This window comes from Petrocella sp. (assembly GCF_059865615.1).
Genome location: NZ_JCBCDA010000084.1, coordinates 1 through 20,836, shown reverse-complemented (window position 1 = coordinate 20,836; position 20,836 = coordinate 1). Strand labels below are relative to the sequence as shown.

18 protein-coding genes, 1 other RNA gene and 1 pseudogene are annotated in these 20,836 nt (G+C 36.3%); 5 read left to right on the top strand and 15 right to left on the bottom strand.

Annotation, left to right across the window (positions count from 1 at the left end):
* The first annotated feature begins 240 nt into the window (after positions 1-240).
* The 3 genes from hisC (at position 241) to aroA (ending at position 3,891) form a co-directional block, all read left to right on the top strand.
* Complete coding sequence (gene hisC / locus AC6F8J_RS09430; RefSeq protein ID WP_500722840.1) at positions 241-1,329, top strand: histidinol-phosphate transaminase; 1,089 nt, start codon at positions 241-243, stop codon at positions 1,327-1,329.
* A gap of 170 nt (positions 1,330-1,499) precedes the next feature.
* Positions 1,500-2,591 (top strand): prephenate dehydrogenase/arogenate dehydrogenase family protein, encoded by a 1,092-nt coding sequence (locus AC6F8J_RS09425; protein ID WP_500722839.1) that lies wholly within the window; start codon positions 1,500-1,502, stop codon positions 2,589-2,591.
* Positions 2,592-2,610: 19 nt separating this feature from the next.
* On the top strand, positions 2,611-3,891 hold the full coding sequence (gene aroA, locus AC6F8J_RS09420) for a 3-phosphoshikimate 1-carboxyvinyltransferase (RefSeq protein WP_500722837.1): 1,281 nt from the start codon (positions 2,611-2,613) through the stop codon (positions 3,889-3,891).
* A gap of 91 nt (positions 3,892-3,982) precedes the next feature.
* Here the strand turns inward: aroA and ssrS are convergent.
* The 8 genes from ssrS to AC6F8J_RS09380 form a co-directional block, all read right to left on the bottom strand.
* Positions 3,983-4,158: non-coding RNA, 6S RNA (gene ssrS / locus AC6F8J_RS09415), on the bottom strand.
* 75 nt (positions 4,159-4,233) lie between these two features.
* Complete coding sequence (locus tag AC6F8J_RS09410; protein ID WP_500722835.1) at positions 4,234-4,914, bottom strand: pseudouridine synthase; 681 nt, start codon at positions 4,912-4,914, stop codon at positions 4,234-4,236.
* A 5-nt stretch (positions 4,915-4,919) separates the two neighbouring features.
* A complete protein-coding gene (locus tag AC6F8J_RS09405; RefSeq protein ID WP_500722833.1) occupies positions 4,920-6,584 on the bottom strand; it encodes a uridine kinase family protein in 1,665 nt (554 codons plus the stop codon).
* A 2-nt stretch (positions 6,585-6,586) separates the two neighbouring features.
* Positions 6,587-7,369, bottom strand: a complete 783-nt coding sequence (locus AC6F8J_RS09400; RefSeq protein WP_500722831.1) for a Nif3-like dinuclear metal center hexameric protein — start codon at positions 7,367-7,369, stop codon at positions 6,587-6,589.
* Positions 7,356-8,045 (bottom strand): tRNA (adenine(22)-N(1))-methyltransferase TrmK, encoded by a 690-nt coding sequence (locus AC6F8J_RS09395; protein WP_500722829.1) that lies wholly within the window; start codon positions 8,043-8,045, stop codon positions 7,356-7,358. Before AC6F8J_RS09395 ends, AC6F8J_RS09400 begins: the two co-directional genes overlap by 14 nt.
* A 120-nt stretch (positions 8,046-8,165) precedes the next feature.
* Positions 8,166-9,284 carry an RNA polymerase sigma factor RpoD gene (rpoD, locus tag AC6F8J_RS09390; RefSeq protein WP_500722827.1) on the bottom strand — a complete coding sequence of 373 codons (1,119 nt, stop codon included), beginning with the start codon at positions 9,282-9,284 and terminating at the stop codon, positions 8,166-8,168.
* A 40-nt stretch (positions 9,285-9,324) separates the two neighbouring features.
* Positions 9,325-11,088: a DNA primase gene (gene dnaG, locus AC6F8J_RS09385; protein WP_500722825.1), complete on the bottom strand. Its 1,764-nt coding sequence runs from the start codon at positions 11,086-11,088 to the stop codon at positions 9,325-9,327.
* 136 nt (positions 11,089-11,224) lie between these two features.
* Positions 11,225-12,232, bottom strand: coding sequence for a deoxyguanosinetriphosphate triphosphohydrolase (locus AC6F8J_RS09380; RefSeq protein WP_500722823.1), 1,008 nt, complete (start codon positions 12,230-12,232; stop codon positions 11,225-11,227).
* 283 nt (positions 12,233-12,515) lie between these two features.
* Here AC6F8J_RS09380 and AC6F8J_RS09375 point away from each other — a divergent pair, with 283 nt between their 5' ends.
* Positions 12,516-12,944, top strand: coding sequence for a DUF3783 domain-containing protein (locus AC6F8J_RS09375; protein ID WP_500722821.1), 429 nt, complete (start codon positions 12,516-12,518; stop codon positions 12,942-12,944).
* Between the two features lie 65 nt (positions 12,945-13,009).
* Here the strand turns inward: AC6F8J_RS09375 and AC6F8J_RS09370 are convergent, their stop codons facing one another.
* Entirely contained in the window at positions 13,010-13,813 is an 804-nt protein-coding gene (locus AC6F8J_RS09370) for a hypothetical protein (protein WP_500722819.1), read from the bottom strand.
* A 175-nt stretch (positions 13,814-13,988) separates the two neighbouring features.
* Here AC6F8J_RS09370 and AC6F8J_RS09365 point away from each other — a divergent pair, with 175 nt between their 5' ends.
* On the top strand, positions 13,989-15,740 hold the full coding sequence (locus AC6F8J_RS09365; RefSeq protein WP_500722817.1) for a M3 family oligoendopeptidase: 1,752 nt from the start codon (positions 13,989-13,991) through the stop codon (positions 15,738-15,740).
* A gap of 245 nt (positions 15,741-15,985) precedes the next feature.
* Here the strand turns inward: AC6F8J_RS09365 and AC6F8J_RS09360 are convergent, their stop codons facing one another.
* From AC6F8J_RS09360 to AC6F8J_RS09335, 6 genes and pseudogenes are all read right to left on the bottom strand, one after another.
* Complete coding sequence (locus AC6F8J_RS09360) at positions 15,986-17,614, bottom strand: putative manganese-dependent inorganic diphosphatase (protein WP_500722815.1); 1,629 nt, start codon at positions 17,612-17,614, stop codon at positions 15,986-15,988.
* A gap of 86 nt (positions 17,615-17,700) precedes the next feature.
* Complete coding sequence (locus tag AC6F8J_RS09355; RefSeq protein WP_500722813.1) at positions 17,701-17,964, bottom strand: TfoX/Sxy family DNA transformation protein; 264 nt, start codon at positions 17,962-17,964, stop codon at positions 17,701-17,703.
* Positions 17,965-18,166: 202 nt separating this feature from the next.
* Entirely contained in the window at positions 18,167-18,832 is a 666-nt protein-coding gene (locus AC6F8J_RS09350; RefSeq protein ID WP_500722811.1) for an HAD-IA family hydrolase, read from the bottom strand.
* A gap of 49 nt (positions 18,833-18,881) precedes the next feature.
* Positions 18,882-19,817 (bottom strand): AEC family transporter, encoded by a 936-nt coding sequence (locus AC6F8J_RS09345; protein WP_500722809.1) that lies wholly within the window; start codon positions 19,815-19,817, stop codon positions 18,882-18,884.
* Between the two features lie 375 nt (positions 19,818-20,192).
* Positions 20,193-20,390, bottom strand: coding sequence for a cold-shock protein (locus AC6F8J_RS09340; protein ID WP_125138068.1), 198 nt, complete (start codon positions 20,388-20,390; stop codon positions 20,193-20,195).
* A 265-nt stretch (positions 20,391-20,655) separates the two neighbouring features.
* Positions 20,656-20,836 (bottom strand): annotated as a pseudogene (locus tag AC6F8J_RS09335) (group II intron reverse transcriptase/maturase); the annotation flags it as partial.

Below are 20,836 nucleotides of genomic sequence, written 5' to 3'. Positions count from 1 at the left end.
ATTATCACCTTCATTCAATAGTCATAATTTTCCATATATCGGCTTTACAAGTTAAAGCTTTAAACCGTTGACACAACCTTCCCATATGTTAATATGACTTCACCCTTTAAAAGGCATAAACATGTCTATTTTAAAGGTTTTTTTCTTGTTAAAATATTCTTTTAATCTTCACATTAAAATATATTCGACCCTAATTATATGTTATAATATAGTCATTATTTTGAGAGGAGCTTTATAATTATGATCAAATACCGCAAAGAAGTAGAAGGCTTGAGGCCATATATTCCAGGCAAATCTATAGATGAAGTTAAGCAGGCATACGGGCTGACCCATATCGTCAAACTAGCATCTAACGAAAACCCTCTTGGATGTTCCGTGCTGGCTAAACAAAGTATTATTGAATCTCTAAATGAACCCAGTTATTATCCAGATGGCAACTGTACCGCTCTTAGGGCAAAACTTGCTAAGAAATACAATCTAAGCCCAAATCAATTGATCTTTGGTGCAGGTTCAGATGAAATTATTAACATGATTACAAAAACCTATGTTTCTAAAAATGATGAAGTCATCACAGGAGATATCACCTTTCCCCAGTACAAAGCTGGCACCCTTCAAATGGGCGGAAAAATCATCGAAGTACCTTTAAAGTCTCATACATTCCACTTAGATGGCATTCTTGCACATATAACAAATCAAACACGCATCATCTTCATCGCCAATCCAAACAACCCAACAGGAACCATGGTTAACGCTACTGCGCAACTGAATTTCTTAAAAAGTGTTCCAAAAGATATTCTCGTTGTTATGGATGAAGCCTATGTTGAGTACATCAGGAACTCTGATTTTCCTCAAACGATTCCTCTTCTTCATGAATATCCAAACCTAATGGTGCTTAGGACATTTTCTAAAATGTATGGACTAGCATCTATGAGAATTGGTTATGGTATCGCAGATGCGGATATCATCGAAAAAATTAATCGTGTAAGAGGTCCGTTCAACGTCACCACAGCCGCTCAAGCGGCCGCTCAAGCGGCGCTAGATGACGAGGCTTTTGTTCAGCGTACATATGAAGTAAACGAGGCTTCAAAAGCTTATACATATGATAGATGTCACCAACTGAAACTTTCATATATAAAAACCTTCGGAAATTTTGTCATGATTGATTTTGGTCGACCTAGCCCTGAAATGTTTGAAGCACTTCAAAGTAAAGGGTTTATCGTTCGTCCCGGACACAACTTAGGTATGCCCGGTTTCCAACGTGTCACCCTTGGCACACTAGAACAGATGGAAGCATTCTTCAATGTTGTAGAACGCATTTTAAAAGGTTAATGTGTCAAAACAATATGTTGAACTTTCATAAGAATATATAGTTGCGAATGCTTCTACGAAATCTATATATTCTTGTGAACTTAGTGAAACTTTGTTTTGTAATTAACCTTAAGAAAAGGTTAATGTGTCAAAACAATATGTTGAACTTTCATATAAGAAAGGATAAAGAAATGATTAAGCAGATTGGTTTTATTGGATTCGGACTCATTGGTGGATCCTTAGCAAAAAGCATTAGGAAGTACGGCCTAGCCGAAAAATTAATTGCTTATGACCTTCATCAAGCCCCCCTATATCAAGCTATCAATGAGGGGGTTCTAGATTATGTTGCAACCTCTCTAGAGGATGGCTTTGAATTATGTGATTTAATCTTCTTATGTTGTCCTGTGAAGATTAATATTGAGATGTTTAATAAATTGGTTGGTATCGTGCATGATCAGTGCATTATAACAGATGTAGGTTCAACCAAATGTGACATCCATAATGCCCTTGACACCTTGAATACAAATGTAAAATTTGTGGGCGGACATCCTATGACAGGTTCTGAGAAAAGTGGTTATGAAGCTTCCTCATCTCAATTATTCGAAAATATTTTCTACATACTAACCCCCTCCAAAACGTCTACGCAAGAAGATATTGATGTCTTAAAGAATATGGTGATTGGTATTGACAGTATACCTCTTATTATGGATGCTTCTATACATGACAAAACAACGGCTTCAATTAGTCACGTACCGCATGTACTTGCTGCACTTATTGTTAATGCCGTAAAGCACCTAGATACTGATCACGGTTATATGCATACACTTGCGGCAGGTGGTTTTAAAGATATTACTCGAATTGCCTCAGCCTCTCCAGTAATGTGGCAGCAAATATGTTTAAGCAATAAAGAACCCATTTTAGATGTACTTGATTATTATAAAACCATGCTAATAACAATAGAGCATTATATTAAAGAAGAAGATGCACATCATCTTTTCGAACTATTTAGTGAAGCGCAAGCATATAGAAATACTTTTAACGATACCTCATCCGGTATTTTCCCAAGGCAATATAGCTTTAGTGTTGACGTAGAGGATGAGCCCGGTATTATAGCAAAAATCGCCACACTTCTCAGTGAAGCAAAAATCAACATTAAAAACATCGGCATCATCAACAACAGAGAAATAGATAACGGTGTACTCAATATACTTTTTGAAGATCAAAGCCACATGGACTTGAGCATTACATTGCTACGCAATCTTGGTTATACCATCTACACATAAAGCTTATGAGGAGGTTTTTATGCATATTCAACCTATAAAACAACTAAAAGGTACATTAAAAGTACCGGGGGACAAATCAATATCCCATCGTTCCATTATGTTTGGAGCCCTTGCAAAAGGAACAACCACGGTCGAAGGTTTTTTAACCGGCGAAGACTGTATGTCAACCATTACTTGTTTCAGACAAATGGGCATACACATAGAACAAGTTCAGGATAAAGTGACCATCCAAGGTAAGGGTCTTTATGGATTAACAAAACCGTATTCTATTTTAGATGTTGGCAATAGTGGTACTACAATGCGTCTAATATCCGGTATATTATCCGGACAGACTTTCGAAGTTGAAATAACTGGTGATGCCTCAATTAGAAAACGACCTATGGACCGTATCATACGTCCACTAACTTCTATGAATGCAAACATTCGTAGTTTATCCGGTAACGGTCTTGCACCTCTATTAATAAAACCAAGCTTACTGAAGCCTATAAACTATGTTTCTCCAGTTGCAAGTGCTCAAGTAAAGTCTTCCATACTTCTGGCTAATCTTTATACCGGTTCAACTTCAAACGTGAAAGAACCCACACTCTCTAGAAACCATTCCGAAATTATGCTCAATCATTTTGGTGCCAACATAGAGATTAAAGGCTCCTTGATAACCAGCTATCCAATTAAAGAATTATTCGCTAATCATGTGGTTGTACCCTCTGATATTTCTTCTGCAGCTTTTTTTATGGTCGCCGGTCTTATTTGTCCAAATAGTGACCTTCTTCTAAAGGATGTTGGTGTCAACCCTACTCGAGACGGTATTATTCATGTACTTAAAAATATGAACGGTTCTATTGAAGTAATAAATGAACGTACTGTCAACGGTGAACCTATTGCAGACCTTCACATCAAGTCTAGCAAGCTCATAGGAACGGTAGTTGAAGGTGATATTATTCCGACGCTAATCGATGAAATACCTGTTATTGCTGTGGCTGCAGCCTATGCTGAAGGTAGGACAACCATTAAAGATGCCAGTGAGTTGAAAGTTAAAGAAACCAATCGGATTGATACCATGGTCTGTGAACTGAAAAAGATGAACATCCATATTGAAGCGACAAAAGATGGAATGGTTATCGTTGGTGGTAACCGGATACAGGGCGCAAAAGTGAAAAGTTATGATGATCACAGGGTAGCTATGTCCTTGGCCATTGCAGCACTTGGTGCAACGGGCAATACAACCATTGAAAATAGCTCTTGTATTGCCATATCCTACCCTAATTTCGAATCCGACTTAAGCGCACTTACCCTTCATTAACCACATTTATAAAGGTGCTAAACCCTATATTTGAACTAAAAAATAACTGTTACTTCCTAGTCTTTAGGAAGCAACAGTTTATTTTTTTAAATGATTACCCGAAATGCCGTTCCCCGGATTTTGATCCCTAGCTTCGGCTAGGTGGGTATCCGCACTATGCTTTCCGTCTTCCATTCAAGAAGGCTTGACGTCCAACATAAAATATAGGATTCCCAATGTTACAATGTAGGTTCAAAATACAGGTTTCTCCGAACACCCCAGGAAGTATCTTTCTTTTACTCATTATACCATCATAAGCCATCAAAATCAAATGATACGACATATTCAGGCGGTTAAGATAACTTATTTTAAAGTTTCATAATCATCTTCACCTTCAAAGAAAATGTCAAATGGATAATCCTTGCTAATATGCTTAAATAACAATATTCTGCCCGTCATTGGATGTTGGATTTGAAGTTTATAGGCCTGTAGTCCAATATCAACCCAGACACATTTTTTAATCGGATTGTACTTCGTATCACCGACTATGGGTAATTTATGATGTGCCATTTGAGCTCTAATCTGATGATGCCTTCCTGTTTCCAATTCAATTTCCAATAAACTTAAGGTTTTTCCATCAACCACTCTTTTTTTCAAGCACTTGTATGTTAATGCGGCTTCCTTAGCCTGTGGGACCTGCTTTGAAGTAACAATTGTCCTATTACCTCTAACTTTTTGAAGATAATCTACTAACCTTACCTCTTTTTTCGCTTCCCCTTCAACAACAGCCAAGTACTTTTTTGATAGACATGATTTCTGTACAAAGGCTTTGTTGGCCTCAGATGATTTTGTCAGCATCATTATCCCGCCGACGGGCCGATCCAGTCTTTGAATCAGTCCTAGTTTTATATTCTTCTTTTTAGAACACACATGTCGAAATACTTCTTCATATATATTTGTATCTCCTGTTAAATCCGGTTGACTTGGCATGCCTTTTTCTTTTATAACAACGATTATATGTTCATCTTCATAGAGTATTTTCATTATGGTTACCTGAAATTAGAGCCACCGATAAACTCTCTGATGATAGAGTTATTCGGTATACTCTCACTAGATATCCCTAGAAAATAATCCAAGAATTTAATCAATCTTTTGGCCTCTAAGTATTCCGAGCTTCCTCTATGAACATTGAATAATAAAGGTTCTGCATATTGTTTCAGAACCGATAATTCATAGATAAGAGATGAGTTAAACATGGCGTCCGCCTCCTCTTGGAAGGGAAAAATATACTGTTCTTCACCATTTCTTACAGATGGCCACATCCCAAGTGTTTTTGTTGCGGAGGCGCCTCTATATTGATTGTCTCTAACCATGCGTCTAAGTAACCTCGCATCTGTTGTCGGAACCCGATTGTGATTGTCAATGTTTAATTGGGTTAAGGCACTTATATAGATTTTATATTTGTTTTCTTCAGGTATCGCTGAAGATAACTTTGGATTCAAACCATGTATACCCTCAATAACCAATATTGTATTGTCTTCCAACTTAAGGGTGTCACCTCTATACTGCCTTAATCCGGAAATAAAATCAAAAACCGGCATAGATACAATATCACCATTTAAGAGTTGGTGCATGTCATGGTTAAACTGAGCCACATCCAAAGCTTCAAGACATTCAAAATTATAGTTTCCATTTTCATCTAAAGGTGTATCGTCTCGATTAACAAAATAGTTATCTAAAGATATAGGCTTTGGTTTTAACCCTAAAGACCTAAGTTGTATCGATAAGCGATGAGCAAAAGTTGTTTTTCCGGATGATGATGGACCGGCAATAAAAACAAACTTCTTGTGCTTAATATCTTTCATAATACGATCTGCAATTCTACCAATCTTTTTTTCCATTAGTGCCTCTTGTACCATAATAAGTTCATTCATATTGCCTTGGGAAATGACATCATTAAGATCGCCTACTGTGTCAACCTCCATCAAGTGCCCCCAATCTGTTGCATTTTTCAGGGTCTCAAATAGCATTTGGTCTGGTTCAAAATGAGCTGCCTTGCTCGGATCTTTAAAGTCAATGAATTGTAAAATCATGCCACCTTCATAGGGATATAAATCAAATACTTTTAGATAACTTGTGTCTGGTACCATATAGCCATAAAAATAGTCATAAAAATCATCAAAACGGTATAAATTAACATTGGACACTCGGCGATACTTAAACAGTTTCACTTTATCTTCCATAAACTGATTTCCAAAAATTTTGATGGCATAATCCGTTTTGACCGTTTCCTTAACAAAGGGCAAACCGAGATTAATAAGCTCAATCATTCTTTCCTTGATTTTAGTCAACGTATCTGATTTCAAAAGTCTTTTTGGCTCGATATCGCAATAGAAGCCATAGTTAATTGAATACTGAACAATAACTTTGATATGTTCTTCATGACCAATAACATCATGTGCCGCCTTGATCATAACAAAAGACAAACTACGTTGATATGTTCTAAATCCATCTTTGTTTAAGATATCTAGAAACACAACCTTGCACGGCTCTTTGATTTTTTGATTCAACTCACTAAGCTTACTATCAACAACAGCTAATACGATGGGTGTTTGAAACTGAGATTGATATACAGATGCCAGTTCTAATAAAGTGGTTCCCGCCTTTACTTCAACTTCCTCATTCATCACGTTGATCTTAATCATATCTTTCATTCCTATACCTCGCAGTTTTTTATTGGGTTGTTTAAATAATTGTCCTTGCTTAAGCTAACACTTTTGTCCATATGTTCTACTAACAGTTCATACATGAGTTCTGTAACCATAGCTTCACTTCCGTAGTGGGTGACATCAATAACGCTGTATCCAGATTCATAAACCCACATAGCATCATGATACTTTAAATCACCTGTTAAAAACACATCCACTTCTTCAAACATCTCTTTTCTCAGAAGAGACATACCACTTCCTGTTACAAACGCTACCTTATTAATAATTTTAGAATCTTCCCCAACATACTTTAGATTGGGTGCTGATAAGTGATTTCCCAAAAATGTAGCATATTCTTTTAGATTCATTGGTTTCTTCAAGCAGCCAGATAAGGTATAACCCTGGCTATCTATTGACATTTCAGTAATATGCTCTAAATCTATTTTGTTCCCAAAATAGCGATTTAATCCATTAGTAGCTCGGTCCATATTGGAATGTGCCACATATAGCGCTATATCATGACGAATCAATTCCTGTATTTTATAACCGAAAACCGTGTCATCACAGATACTCTGAATTGGTGAATATATTAAAGGATGATGTACAAAAAGCATATCGACATTATCTTTTATAGCACCTTTTATCACATCTATGGATGCTTCTAAGGCAACCCTAATATGTCTTATATCCTTTTGATATTTACCGATTTGAAGACCGCTTGGATCTCCAGGCTCAATAGCCTCCTTAGGGATGACATTTTCTATTATCTTAATAATTTCATTTAGTTTCATGATGCCTCCTTAGTTTTGCAATCGTCTTATATCTGTCTTTTAGAACGGCGCTTCTTCCAATTGTACTTTTTGCATCTATTGTATTAAGACGTTTTATGACTTTTTCTAGCTTACTTTTTTCTGCCTCTAAATAAGCCAAAAAAGTATCCGTACCCTCTTCCATCAACTTTTTCCCATACTCATATTCTAAATCCGTATAGACCTCTTGGCCTTGTTTACACTTAAGAATTGTATAGTATTTTTCTTGATCTATGATCATTTTTTCTTCAATAATCCTATACCCCAAAACATGAACCGTTCTTCTGACATGGGGTACATCCAAATGAGGTGATAGAATTAGGTCTTTTACATAACCGAGTTTTTGCTTAGATGTCATTAATATATTGCCAATCAAAATGCCACCCATCCCTGCTATAACGACAGCATTCACATCCATTGGCAAATGCTCAAGACCCGGCGATCTGATTGCAATGACTTGATTGTCCAATCCATAAGATATTATATTTTCACGCGCCTTCATCAACGGTCCTTCATTGATGTCCATCGCATAAGCTTTAGTTACTTGATTGGTTTTGACTAGTGCTATAGGTAAGTAGCCATGGTCTGTTCCTATATCGGCAACTATAGAATTATGAGGTACCATTTTTGCTATAGCCTGTAAACGATTTGATAACATCGTCATCCCCCTTTATTTTACTATTTGATACTTAGTCCTGACCCTTTAACTATACTTTTTAAAAATGAAAGGTCTTGGTCTTGGAGATAACCCCAAAACCAAGACCTTAGACCATACATTTTATTCCAAGTAATCTTTTAGTTTACGACTGCGGCTTGGGTGTCGCAACTTCCTTAAAGCTTTGGCTTCAATTTGTCTGATACGTTCCCTTGTCACATTAAACTCTTTGCCAACTTCCTCAAGTGTTCTTGCACGCCCATCATCCAATCCAAATCTTAACCTTAAGACCTTTTGTTCTCGGTCTGTTAGAGTATCAAGCACTTCAACCAGTTGCTCTTTTAGTAAGGTAAAAGCTGCTGCTTCTGCTGGAACAGGTACGTTATCATCCTGAATAAAGTCACCTAAGTGACTGTCTTCTTCCTCACCTATTGGTGTCTCTAAAGAAACTGGTTCTTGTGATATCTTAAGAATTTCTCGAACTTTTTCAACCGGCATGTTCAGTTCTTCGCCAATTTCTTCCGGTAACGGATCTCTTCCTAACTCTTGAAGAAGTTGTCGAGAGACACGAATCAACTTATTTATGGTCTCAACCATATGGACCGGTATACGTATGGTTCTAGCTTGGTCGGCTATGGCTCTTGTAATGGCCTGTCGTATCCACCAAGTCGCATAGGTACTGAATTTATAGCCTTTTCTATAATCGAATTTTTCAACTGCTTTAATCAGACCTAAGTTGCCTTCCTGAATAAGATCTAAAAACAGCATCCCCCGCCCTACATAACGTTTTGCAATACTAACCACCAACCTCAAGTTGGCCTCTGCTAAACGTTGTTTTGCTTGAATATCTCCATCTTCCATTCTTTTGGCAAGATCGATTTCTTCTTGAGCCGTTAAAAGACTTACTTTCCCAATCTCTTTTAAATACATGCGTACAGGATCATCGATATTAATACCATCCGGCAAGGATAAGTCCAGTTCGATTTCTTCTTCTTCTTCTTCGATAACTTCATCCTCATCGGATACCATACCTAAAACATCGATATCATTTTTGTCAAGAAACTCATAAATAAGCTCAATTTGGTCCGGTGTTAACTCAAGAGACTTGAAATGTCTTTCTATCTCCGCATATTCAAGAACATCTTTTTTTCCTCTTGCCATATTCAATAATTCTGCAAGTTTCTCTTGAAACAATGCTATATCCTCTTCAGATGTTTCAACTTCAGGTTTATTTTTAGCCATTTTTTCAATCCTTTCCTTAATCTTATAGATTATGGTTGGTTCAATCAAGTGATATATTTAAGCTATCTAGCTGTCTTTTCATATTGATCATCTCTTGTAACTGCTTCGGGTCATTCACTTGTTTGGATAGTTGCTCTATATGTTGCCGCTTGATGATTTGAATGTTCTCTCGAATCATTTTTTCAAACTGTCCAGCGTGTTCAATGGGCATGTTGTTGTTGAATACATTTGCAATCATATTCTGTTCTTCTATGGTATCAAACTGTTGAATCAAACTTGCCGGCTCAATAGGTTCATCCATTTCATAGGCTTCCATAACCATTTGTGCCATTTTTCGATATGTGTTGTCTGAAAATGCCTCCGGTGTAATTAATTCTTTAATGGCATTATAGACTTTTTGATGACTTGTGATCAATGTTAACATGTTTTTTTGAGCCCTCATGATAACATCCTTTGAATCCCTACTTGTTGTCCCATCGTTTTGATCTTTAGGCTGACTGGTTATACCAATGTTTTTTCCAATCTTTCCGAGAAGACTTTCCATTGCACTTCTTTTAATATTATATTTATCTATCACAGCATCCAAGTAGTTCTCTCGTTCGATTTCATTCTCCAGGGTTAAGATTTTTTTGGCCAAAGCATAATCAAAATTAGTTCGACCTTCCGGGTCTTTTAGGTTATGAGATTTTTCAAGTTGCCTAATTTCAAACATGAAGCTGGGTTCTGCTCGTTCTATCAAATCTAAAAAGCCTTGAGCACCAAATAACTCGATATACTCATCTGGATCTTTGGCACCTTCGACACTTAACACTCTAACACTTATGCCTGCCTTCTTAAGTATGGGAATCGCTCTTAGAGTGGCGTTTATACCTGCGTCATCCGAATCATATGCAATCACCACTTCTTCTGCATAACGTCTAATCAAACTGGCATGTCCGGTTGTAAACGCTGTGCCTAAGGATGCAACGGCTGTAGTGAATCCTGCCTGATGCAGAGCAATAACATCCATATATCCTTCTACGATTATCAACTTTTTATTTCGTGTCATTCTGGCAATATTCATGCCATATAGATTGCGACTTTTATCAAAAAGCTTGGTTTCTCCTGTATTTAAGTATTTTGGATTACTATCACCTAATACACGGCCACCAAAACCTATTACTCTGTTATGAACATCAAAGATGGGAAACATAAGACGATCAAAAAAACGATCATAATAAGTCTCCTTTTTCGTCTTTTCTTTTGCCGTTAATCCTGCTTCAAAAAGTTCTTGATCTGTATAACCTTTACTTTTCAAATATTTATAAGTGTCATCTCTAAAAAAATTAGCATAACCTAATCCGAATTTTTTTCTGTTCATTTCATCTATACCTCTTTTTTCAAGGTATTGAATAGCTTTTTTCTTAGGGTCGTTCATCATTTGATAATAATAATATCTAGCTGCTTCTTTATTGGCATCTAACAGTCTTTGCTTAAAGCTCAATTCTTTTTTCTGGGCTTCTGAATACTCCATTTCCGGTAATTGAATATGTGCCCTGTCCGCTAATGCTTTTATTGCTTCAACAAAGTTGTAATTCTCATATTCCATAATAAAAGTATATACGTTGCCACCGGCACCGCATCCAAAGCAATAGTACATCTGCTTGTCTTCACTAACAGAAAAACTCGGAGACTTTTCATTATGGAAGGGACATAAACCAAAATGAGAACTACCTTTTTTTGTTAAATGGACATACTCTGCTACTATATCAATGATATTGTTTTGAGTTCTTATTTCTTCAATCAACTCTTCTGGATAAAACATCCTTTTGACCTCTTTTTCTGCCAGTGTACGTATCTATTTTGTCGTACCTAAGTAGTTTTCGACAACTCTATCAAATTTCCTTTATTTTTCTTTGGTCTTTTTAATTTTTGAGTAAAGTCTCAACATTAAGAATCATTCAATCTTTCCATGATGATGGTATAAATAACTCTGTAAAGGTGTTGATAGCATAACGATCTGTCATTCCGGCAATATAATCACATACCACACGATCAAGCGTGTCTTGTTTGTTATCAATACGTTCCAAATATTCATAAGGGAGAAGATGCTCCCTTTCTTTAAAATATAAGAAAAGTTGCGTCAACATATTAATGGCTTTGTTCTCATGTTCCTTGGCTTTAGAACCGATATACACATTTTCAAACATGAAAACACGTAATTCTTGCATGGCTTCCATCATTGTAAGGCTCATAACAACATCGTTTTTGTCAATACTGTTATCCACTATATCGTGAATCATATTATTAATTCTTTGTCTTGCCGTTTGACCGAGTACATTTAAATAGGCTTTTGGTATGTCATCCGCCATTAGAATCTTTGCACGAATGGCATCATCAATGTCATGATTAATATATGCGATCTTATCTGATAATCTTATAATCTTACCTTCTAGTGTACTTGGTTCGCCTTTTGTTGGATGATTCAATATACCGTCTCTAACTTCCCATGTCAGGTTTAGCCCCTTGCCTTTATTCTCCAGCATCTCAACAACCCTGATGCTTTGTTCATAGTGTTTAAAGCCAAGTTCACATATATTGTCAAGGGCACGCTCTCCAGCATGGCCAAATGGTGTGTGTCCTAAATCATGACCAAGGGCTATGGCTTCAGTCAAATCTTCATTTAACCTTAATGCTCTTGCAATGGTTCTACCAATCTGAGCAACTTCCAAAGTATGGGTTAATCTGGTTCTATAATGATCACCTTCCGGTGAAATAAACACTTGTGTCTTATGCTTCAACCTTCTAAATGCCTTTGAATGAATAATCCGGTCTCGATCTCTCTGAAAATCCGTTCTTATATCACAAGGTAACTCTTCCGTCTCTCTGCCGGTTGATTTTTTCGAAAGCACGGCATATTCACTTAAGAACTGCTCTTCAAAATTTTCCTGTTGCTCTCTAAGGTTCATTTTGTACCTCCTGTTTATGACTTTGATTCATAAAATAGTTGGTTAAGGTATCAAAACTTAGTTTTGACCTTTAACCATGCTTGAATCTATTAAAATTCTATCTATTTTATAATATACTTCATAAAAGGTGATTTTCCTTTAAATTTTCATTAATATCTGTTTTTTTTATTATATGAGGCTATTATTCTGAAATAAAATGTAATCCCTATAGTCATGAAGCCTTTTTTTCGGTATAATGTAATTTTACTTAACTATTAACAGACTCAACACGAAAGGATACATTATGGCTTTTGAAAAAATAGATTGTAGCAACAATAACAGACCGGAAGGAAAGACTTGTCTCCTGGTCTATGGGTATGATGAAACTGCATTGGATAAGATTAAGAACTATGCCTCTAATTATGACATATTTGAACTTGTGCTTGTAACACCCACAACAATGGGCAATGCTTTGGAAAGGCTTATCAATCATACTGATAAACCAACTTTCGGTATTGAGTGGGTTGATACTCAAGCCATTGTCCTTAATGCTGTCTCACCTCAAGAATTAAATGACTTTGTTCGCAATTTCAAAACATTAGGCCTACCACGTCCTCTATTTGCCGTTGTTACACCGCTTTCCATTAATTGGCCATTTAACGAGCTTCTAAAAGATTTGTTAGATGAACGAGCAATGATTGCCTCAAAGCAAAAACATTCTAAAAAAGATTAAAATCCTTGACCAAACATAATAAAAAGATGGCACCTGACATTTAAGTCAAAGGTAGCCATCTTTTTTTATATGATTTCTCTATTTTTATTGATTTGTTCATAAATAGTTTCACATGCACCATTAATCAAAGCCGGTGGCGCATCAGGATTTTGATCTTTGACCTGCACCTTGATTTTATCAATGATTGCAAAATACATTGCAGGGTCATCGAAATCATCTTCCTTAATGCCACTTAATCCAAACAAACCTTCTTCCGATTTTTTATTGAAGTAGTTTTCTACTACTTGATGATGCAACTGTTCTTTTGTTTCTCCCTCAGCTTTTGCAACTTCTATGCCTTTTCTGGTATGAAGAGCAATATAAGTAAAAATACTGCCCATAATAACCAATACAGAAGAAATCATGATTTTGTTAAACCCACTGATCTTTATGATCTCCATATAATTTAATAAGCCGAGTATGATTGCCAATATTCCTACAATACCAAAAGTATATACCGTTGATTTCATTTCGCTTACCTTGCCTTTTACATCAACTATCTCTGCTTCGTACTCATCGAAATAGAAATCATCTTCCTTAGTTTCTTCCATATGTTCACGTATATAGACTTTAACGTATGTCATAGCAGATTCATATTCTTTTTCTCCAACCTTTATGACCAAGTTATCCTCTAATTGAACCGTTTCTACTTTTTCTATACCCGAGTAAGTGAGATACCTTAACAATTCTTCTGAATCATTGGGCTTGACCGCAATCAAGTCTCTCATATAGGTATGGTTTTCTAAATCCGGGACCAAATCTATGTGACAGTCTACACATTGTACTATATGGTCTTCATATTCTGTTTTACATTTTGGACACCAAGGCATACGAAACCTCCTTATTTGAATTAGCCATTTTGCTCTCATGACCGCTAGATTAATTATAGACCATTCCTTCTTTTTTTTAAACCCTCTATTTCATAAATAATTCTGATATGTTACAATTTAGTCGTTACCCATCTATGGTTAACGTTTCAAAAATATATAATATAAGGAGAGGCCTATGAAACAGTGGAATTTAGATGTCTTATACACATCTTTTGAAGATCCAAAGCTTACCACGGATCAAAATACCGTTCATCAACTCATGGAAGAAGCTCAGAATTACATAAATGTGGATTTAGAGGCTCCAAAATCCGTAGAGGAAAAAATACTCGGATATTATCGACTTATGGATACTTTAGAAGCTATTCTCGAGGCATTAGGCAACTTTGGCCAGCTCACCTACTCTGTAGATACAAAAAATTCAAAGGCCTTAAAACTTATCGAAACCGTGGAAGGATATGACCCCATACTTACACTTGTTACTGTTGGTTTCAAAAAATGGTTAGGTACAATATCTGACTTAGAGACAATTATAAATAGCACACCTCAGTTAAAACCTTATTCGTTTGCAATTCTAAATGCACGAGATGATGCAAAGTATATGCTAAGTGATGCTGAGGAGTCCCTTCTTGCCCACATGCGCAATACAGGTTCCAATGCATGGAGTAAGCTTCAAGAAGCAACCCTTGCCTCTTTAACAGCCTCTGTGAACGGTGATGTCTTGCCTATATCTATTGTCAGAAGCCTCGCTTATGATCCAGACGGCGAGAAGCGTCGTCGCGCATACGAGGCAGAACTTGAATCTTACAAGCGAATAGACACCATTTCTGCTGCTGCATTAAATGCAATCAAAGGTGAAGTTATAACTGTGGCACAAAAACGCGGTTACACTTCACCTCTTGAAATGACTCTAAAAAATGCCCGAATGGATCAAGAAACACTTGATGCCATGATGACCGCTATTTCTGAATACCTACCCCATTTTAGGGCATATCTTAAGAAAAAAGCAACAATGCTCGGCCATGACCATGGTCTACCCTTTTATGATTTATTTGCCCCAATAGGTAATGTACATATGACATATACATATGAAGAAGCACAAGATTTCATTATTTCAAATTTTTCAAGTTATAGTCATGTTCTCGGCGACTATGCCAAAAAAGCCTTTAAAATGGATTGGGTTGACCCTTTCCCAAAGGAAGGTAAAGCTTCCGGCGCTTTCTGTAGCAATATCCACTGTGTTTCCGAAAGCCGTATCATGGCCAATTTCAACAACAACTTTAACGATGTTAGCACTTTGGCCCATGAACTTGGCCATGGTTACCATGGTGAATGTCTTAAAGATGAGGTCCAAACCAACAGTGACTACCCTATGCCTCTAGCAGAAACTGCCTCCATCTTTTGTGAAACCATTGTTAACAATGCCGCTTTGAATCATGCTACGCAAGATGAAGCCATTGTCATTATTGAGAACGCAATAATGAGCGCTTGTCAAGTTATCGTTGACATCTATAGCCGCTATCTTTTCGAAACCGAACTTTTCAAACAACGCAACTTTGCTTCTCTCTCTGTTAAAGAGTTGAATACCTTGATGCTAAATGCACAAAAAGAAGCTTATGGGGATGGATTAAACCATGATTCTTTACACCCTTATATGTGGGTTTGTAAACCTCATTATTATTCTGCTGATTATAACTTTTATAACTTCCCCTATGCTTTTGGCTTATTATTTGCGAAGGGGCTCTACGCCATGTACCTTGAAAATCAGGAAGGCTTTATACCTAAGTATGATGAACTTCTTAAAGCAACCGGTTCAAGCAATATCAAAGACGTTCTATCCATTGTTGGTGTCGATGCCCACAACCCTGATTTTTTTAGAGCTTCACTAGAGTTAATCAAAAAAGATATTGATTTGTTCTTAACTTATTAATTAGCGACTAATGGAACAAAGATGCGACGCTTCAGCACATTAATATAGCATAGACTTGTAGAGTAAAGTTCTGGCTTTGGCAATGCCTCTGCCAGAACCTCCTCATCAAACCGTACGTGGTCATATATCTATCACGCCCCTTGGCGGTTTCGTAAGTCGGACTTACACCGGCTTTGCTGGACACGCTCCAATAGAACAAGAAAACGACTTATTATTCAAGTATTTAACTTGAATAATAAGTCGTTCTATAGTTTGGCCGCTTTCATTAGGTTTGGCACCACTTGTTTTTTCCTCGAAAATACATTAGGCAAGAAGATGCTGTTTTCAGTTGACTGTACTTTGAAGGCTTGTTCTACAATCCACTTGGCTGGTCCCACGGCTATAAGCTCAGTACCACCCATAACAACGTCCGTTACCAATAGCACAACCAAATCCACTTTCTGATCATCGCTCATATTGCGCATCGCTTGTAAAACTTCATCATATACTTTGAAAAATCCGTCAAAGTCACTGGTATTGGTTTGAGCTATGATGACTCTATTATCTCCAAAGGTGAAATGTTTTAGGTCTGTGGTTAAGATTTCCATAGCCGTCAATCCTTCAAGATCTGCACCTGCATGAATAAGTTGCATACCGTACATTTGAATATCAACACCTGCGATTTTTGCAAGTTTATTGGCCATCCCTTCATCCACTTCTGTAGATGTGGGCGATTTAAAAAGCAATGTATCTGATAAAATGGCACTCAGCATTATTTTTGCCATCTTTTTATCTATCTTCACTTGTTTTTCTTCGTATATCTTAGCTACAATCGTAGATGTACATCCAACGGGCTCCACTCTGAAATACAAAGGCCCCATAGTCTGGATATCTGCCACCCGATGATGATCTATGACTTCCATTAGATGAATGTCTTCTATACCATCAATAGATTGTCCCTTTTCATTATGATCCACCAAAATAGCTTTTTTCTGTCTGGTTTCAAACAAATCACCTTTTGAAATCATCCCTTTGATAAAACCATTTTCATCGACAACAGGAAATCGTCTGAATTTTGAAGTCAACATATTTCTTTTAACATCTTCAATGGTCTCATAAGTTGAAAAATACTCTAGGTTATCTTTTTTAACTACACTTTTTATAGGTGCTGTTTGATTAATGACCTTTAATAAGGCGCACAAAGACTTATCCGTTATCAATATCGATCTGGTTTCTTTCACATCAATTTGAAAGCCCTCTTTATCCACAATATTAGCAAGAACTAGTACGCCTACCTCTATGCCTTCTGTCTTACCGCTGATATATGTCTTAGCATCACAAAAAAGAATATCCTTCTTACAAAATTCTTCCTCATCTTGAATATCATCAAATAAAATAATTCTTCCCATAACATTACCTGTCGGCTTTTTACCATAAAATACCTCTAATGATAATTCCGAGATAAGATTGCTATAAGGTGTACATGAATCTTTTAAGAAATTCCGTCCTTCCATAGACATATATAAGGGTAATATATCTGAAATAGAAACAACACCAATTAAATGTTCGTGAACACCTACAACAGGAATCGACCGCCCCACCTGTGTAACGATAGTTTCTAAGGTTGATTTAATGGAAGTCGCCTCTTTTACAAAACCAACTTGATTAATCTCAAGATCTGTTACATGTGGCTTTAAATGATGTACAACTCTGGGCACCTCATGGTCAACCTGTTTTAAAACAAACTGGGTTTCCTTATTTGGTTCACCCAGTAAAACCGGAACATATTCATGACTTGAATCTATCTGATTCTTTAGATTCGCATAAGCTATAGCAGAACAAGTCGAATCAGTATCCGGGTTTTTGTGACCAAAAATATAGACGATTTCTCTCAAATAAAACCACCTCCATTATCAACTCAAATACAGTCATTCGCAACATTTTCACTTTTATATGGACGCACTATAGTAGCAATCCGCCATCATCCGTTCACATCCAAACACCTTTCATCAAAAGTTTGTTTCAGCTTCATCTTTTCTTCATGTTGAATGTTATGCCATCGGACGCCTCGTATTGCACCTTCAAGTGCAAATAGTTTGTTGATACAGTCCTGATCTTTCTGATAAAGAAGATAGGTTGCTTCAACACTTCCAATCTCTCTTAACTTTTCTGCTTCGTGAATACCAACTTCATGTAACAAGCTCTCTAATTTTGGTCCAATATTTACCAGATTCGATACTCTCATAATTCTTACCTCCAAAATACATTCAAAGTTTATTTGACTATTAAGCCCTAGCCTTTAAGTTCTTATTCGTCTGTACTTAATGGTAAATAAAAATTAATTAAACGCACTAAATACACCCTTATTTTATAACTTATAACTGAAAAATAAAGTTGTCCCTCAACAACTCATTATCATTATGCCATAAGAAAGCATTTTTCTCAAGCTAGCTTGTCACTTTTCTTACAATATCCACAATCTCCTCTGGTTTGTTCACCAAATACGTCGGATTTAAGACCTTCAATACCTCCGGTTTTCTAAATCCCCAAGAAACAGCAATCATGGGAACACCGGCTGCTTGCGCTGTTTGAACATCAATTTCCGTATCACCGACAAAGAAACAGCGATTTTTATGAATCCCATAGTCATTAAGAAGCGCCGTAACTTCTTGGCAATCCGGTTTCCTTTTCCTTATTCCGTCATCACCAATAAGTCTAAGAAAGTCATACCGTCCTAAATGACGTTCTGCAATAATCTTGGCCATACGTTCATTTTTATTGGTATGTATTACCATTTTTACATCCATGTCAACAAATGCATCTAGCATGTCGTAAATACCATGATAAGGCGCTAAATCTTTATCAAAATGTTCATTATAGGATGCCAACATCTGCTTATAGTAACTTCTAAGCAAAACAGCATCTCTATGGGTTTCCGGTAATGCTTTAAAGACAAGTCTTTCAATACCTTCACCTAAAAAACCAAAATAAGTTTCTGTACTATGAGTTTTTAACTGGTTTGCTTTCAATACCAAATTCATTGAATATGCTAGACCTTCAATTGAATCTACAAGTGTACCGTCTAAATCAAATATTATCATTACGTTTTCCATTGGTTCCTCCTGTTCCATTCATAAATGTTAATTGGTCGTCAAAATAATTTTATATGTATAAACCGACAATCATAATAAGTATAGGAATCGTTAGAACCATCATAAGTGTAGACAAGAATACAGCCTCTGAAGCCTCTAGCGTATTTCCTTCATATTGTCTTGCCATGATGACGGTGTTGGTACCTATAGGCATTCCTGATAGGATGATTGGGACCCATAAACCATAACCGGTCAAACCAATAGATGACAAAACAAACCCTATGCCTAAAGGGAAAAGTATCATCCTTATTAAACTCAGTGAAAAGATCCTATAGTTTTTAAATATTGTTTTTAACTGAACACCAAATAAAGATGCACCTACCACAATCATTGCTAAAGGCGTTGTAATGCCCCCTAGTACATCTGATATATTCAAGATAGTACTAGGTAGTTTCCATCCTGTTAAAAAAGAAGTGATGCCAATGAGTGTTGCAATAATGCCAGGATTCATGAACTGCTTTATTGACCATTCTATTTTATGATTTTTATTTTTATCAGAAAGGATAAGATAAACGCCAAGTGTATAGAGAAGTAAGTTAAATGGGATATTAAAAATAGCCGCCATAAATAAGGCATCTTCTCCCAGAAGCGCTATGATCATAGGGAAGCCTATGAAACCAACATTACCAAAAATAACCATGAATCTATAAAGTCCCTTACTACCTATTGGCACCTTTACTAATTTGGTTAAAATCGGCGCTATTCCAATAAGAATGATATAGGTAAGAAATGTAGCCAAAGCAATATCATAAAGATCTGAAAGTTTGGTTGATGCTGTATTGCCAAGAGAAGCTATAATCATAGCAGGCATGGTCACATAAAAAATTAGGGATGAGAAGTTTTTAATACCTTCATCAGTAATGATATGCTTGCTTCTAAGAACATAGCCTAGAAGCATAATAAAAAATAAAATAATGACCTGAGTAATAACGAGAGAAAAATCCATAAGTGCCCTTTCTATATTTAGCTCTGAAGAAGAATTAGAAGATCGACTTCGTCATACCATATAACTTATTCATTCAAATATGGTTAAAGGGTCAAAACTAAGTTTCACTAAATTCGCCTACCATATGTAGATTACGTTGATACATTCATAACTACATATGGTAGGTGAAAGTTCAACTATATAGTTTTGACGCCTTAACCAAATATTAAGAAGAACAAAAAGGCTACGCTTCGCTTTGAAAATCAAATTGTTCCGGCAGGAAAGATTTCCTTGATAGTTAACATGACGCTTCAACGCATTAATATAGCATAGGCTTACCTAGAGAAAAGAAAAGACCTGGAGCAAAGCTCCAGATCTCGTATTCATCTAAGTAGATTAAGCTACTGTAATGTTTTCTGCTTGTGGACCTTTAGCACCTTCAGCTACATCAAAGTTAACTGCTTGTCCTTCTTCTAGTGATTTGAATCCGTCTTTTTGAATTTGTGAATAATGTGCAAAAACATCATTTCCAGCTTCTGTTGTGATGAATCCAAAACCTTTGTCTGCATTAAACCATTTTACTGTACCTGTCATTTTAATGACCTCCGAATTTTTATTTCCTCATTATCATTGTGGTAAAATTACATCTTAAAATAAAAATTCAAAATCAAGTCATATATGGTTTTAAATGTTTTATTTGAAAAGGATACTTCTTTTACTTAAATAATACAAGGTTCTATATAAGCATATAGTATTTCCTGAAAATTGCAAGCTTTTTTTATAGAGTAGAGAAATAATAGCCAGTATTACTTCCCTCTTGTTGAACCGTACGTACGGGTCTCGTATACGGCTCTACAACTTATATTCCAACACTTCTTAGATAGTATTGTAAAGGATTAAGCAAACATGCTCCGTCCTTTATTTTTGTTTCAAGTAACTTTGGATTTAGTATAAAATTCATTACATTCATCCCACTTCTTTTGTAGCACCCAAGTCTTGGGTTTGCAACTTTATTGAACCCATTATTATATTTTCTATTT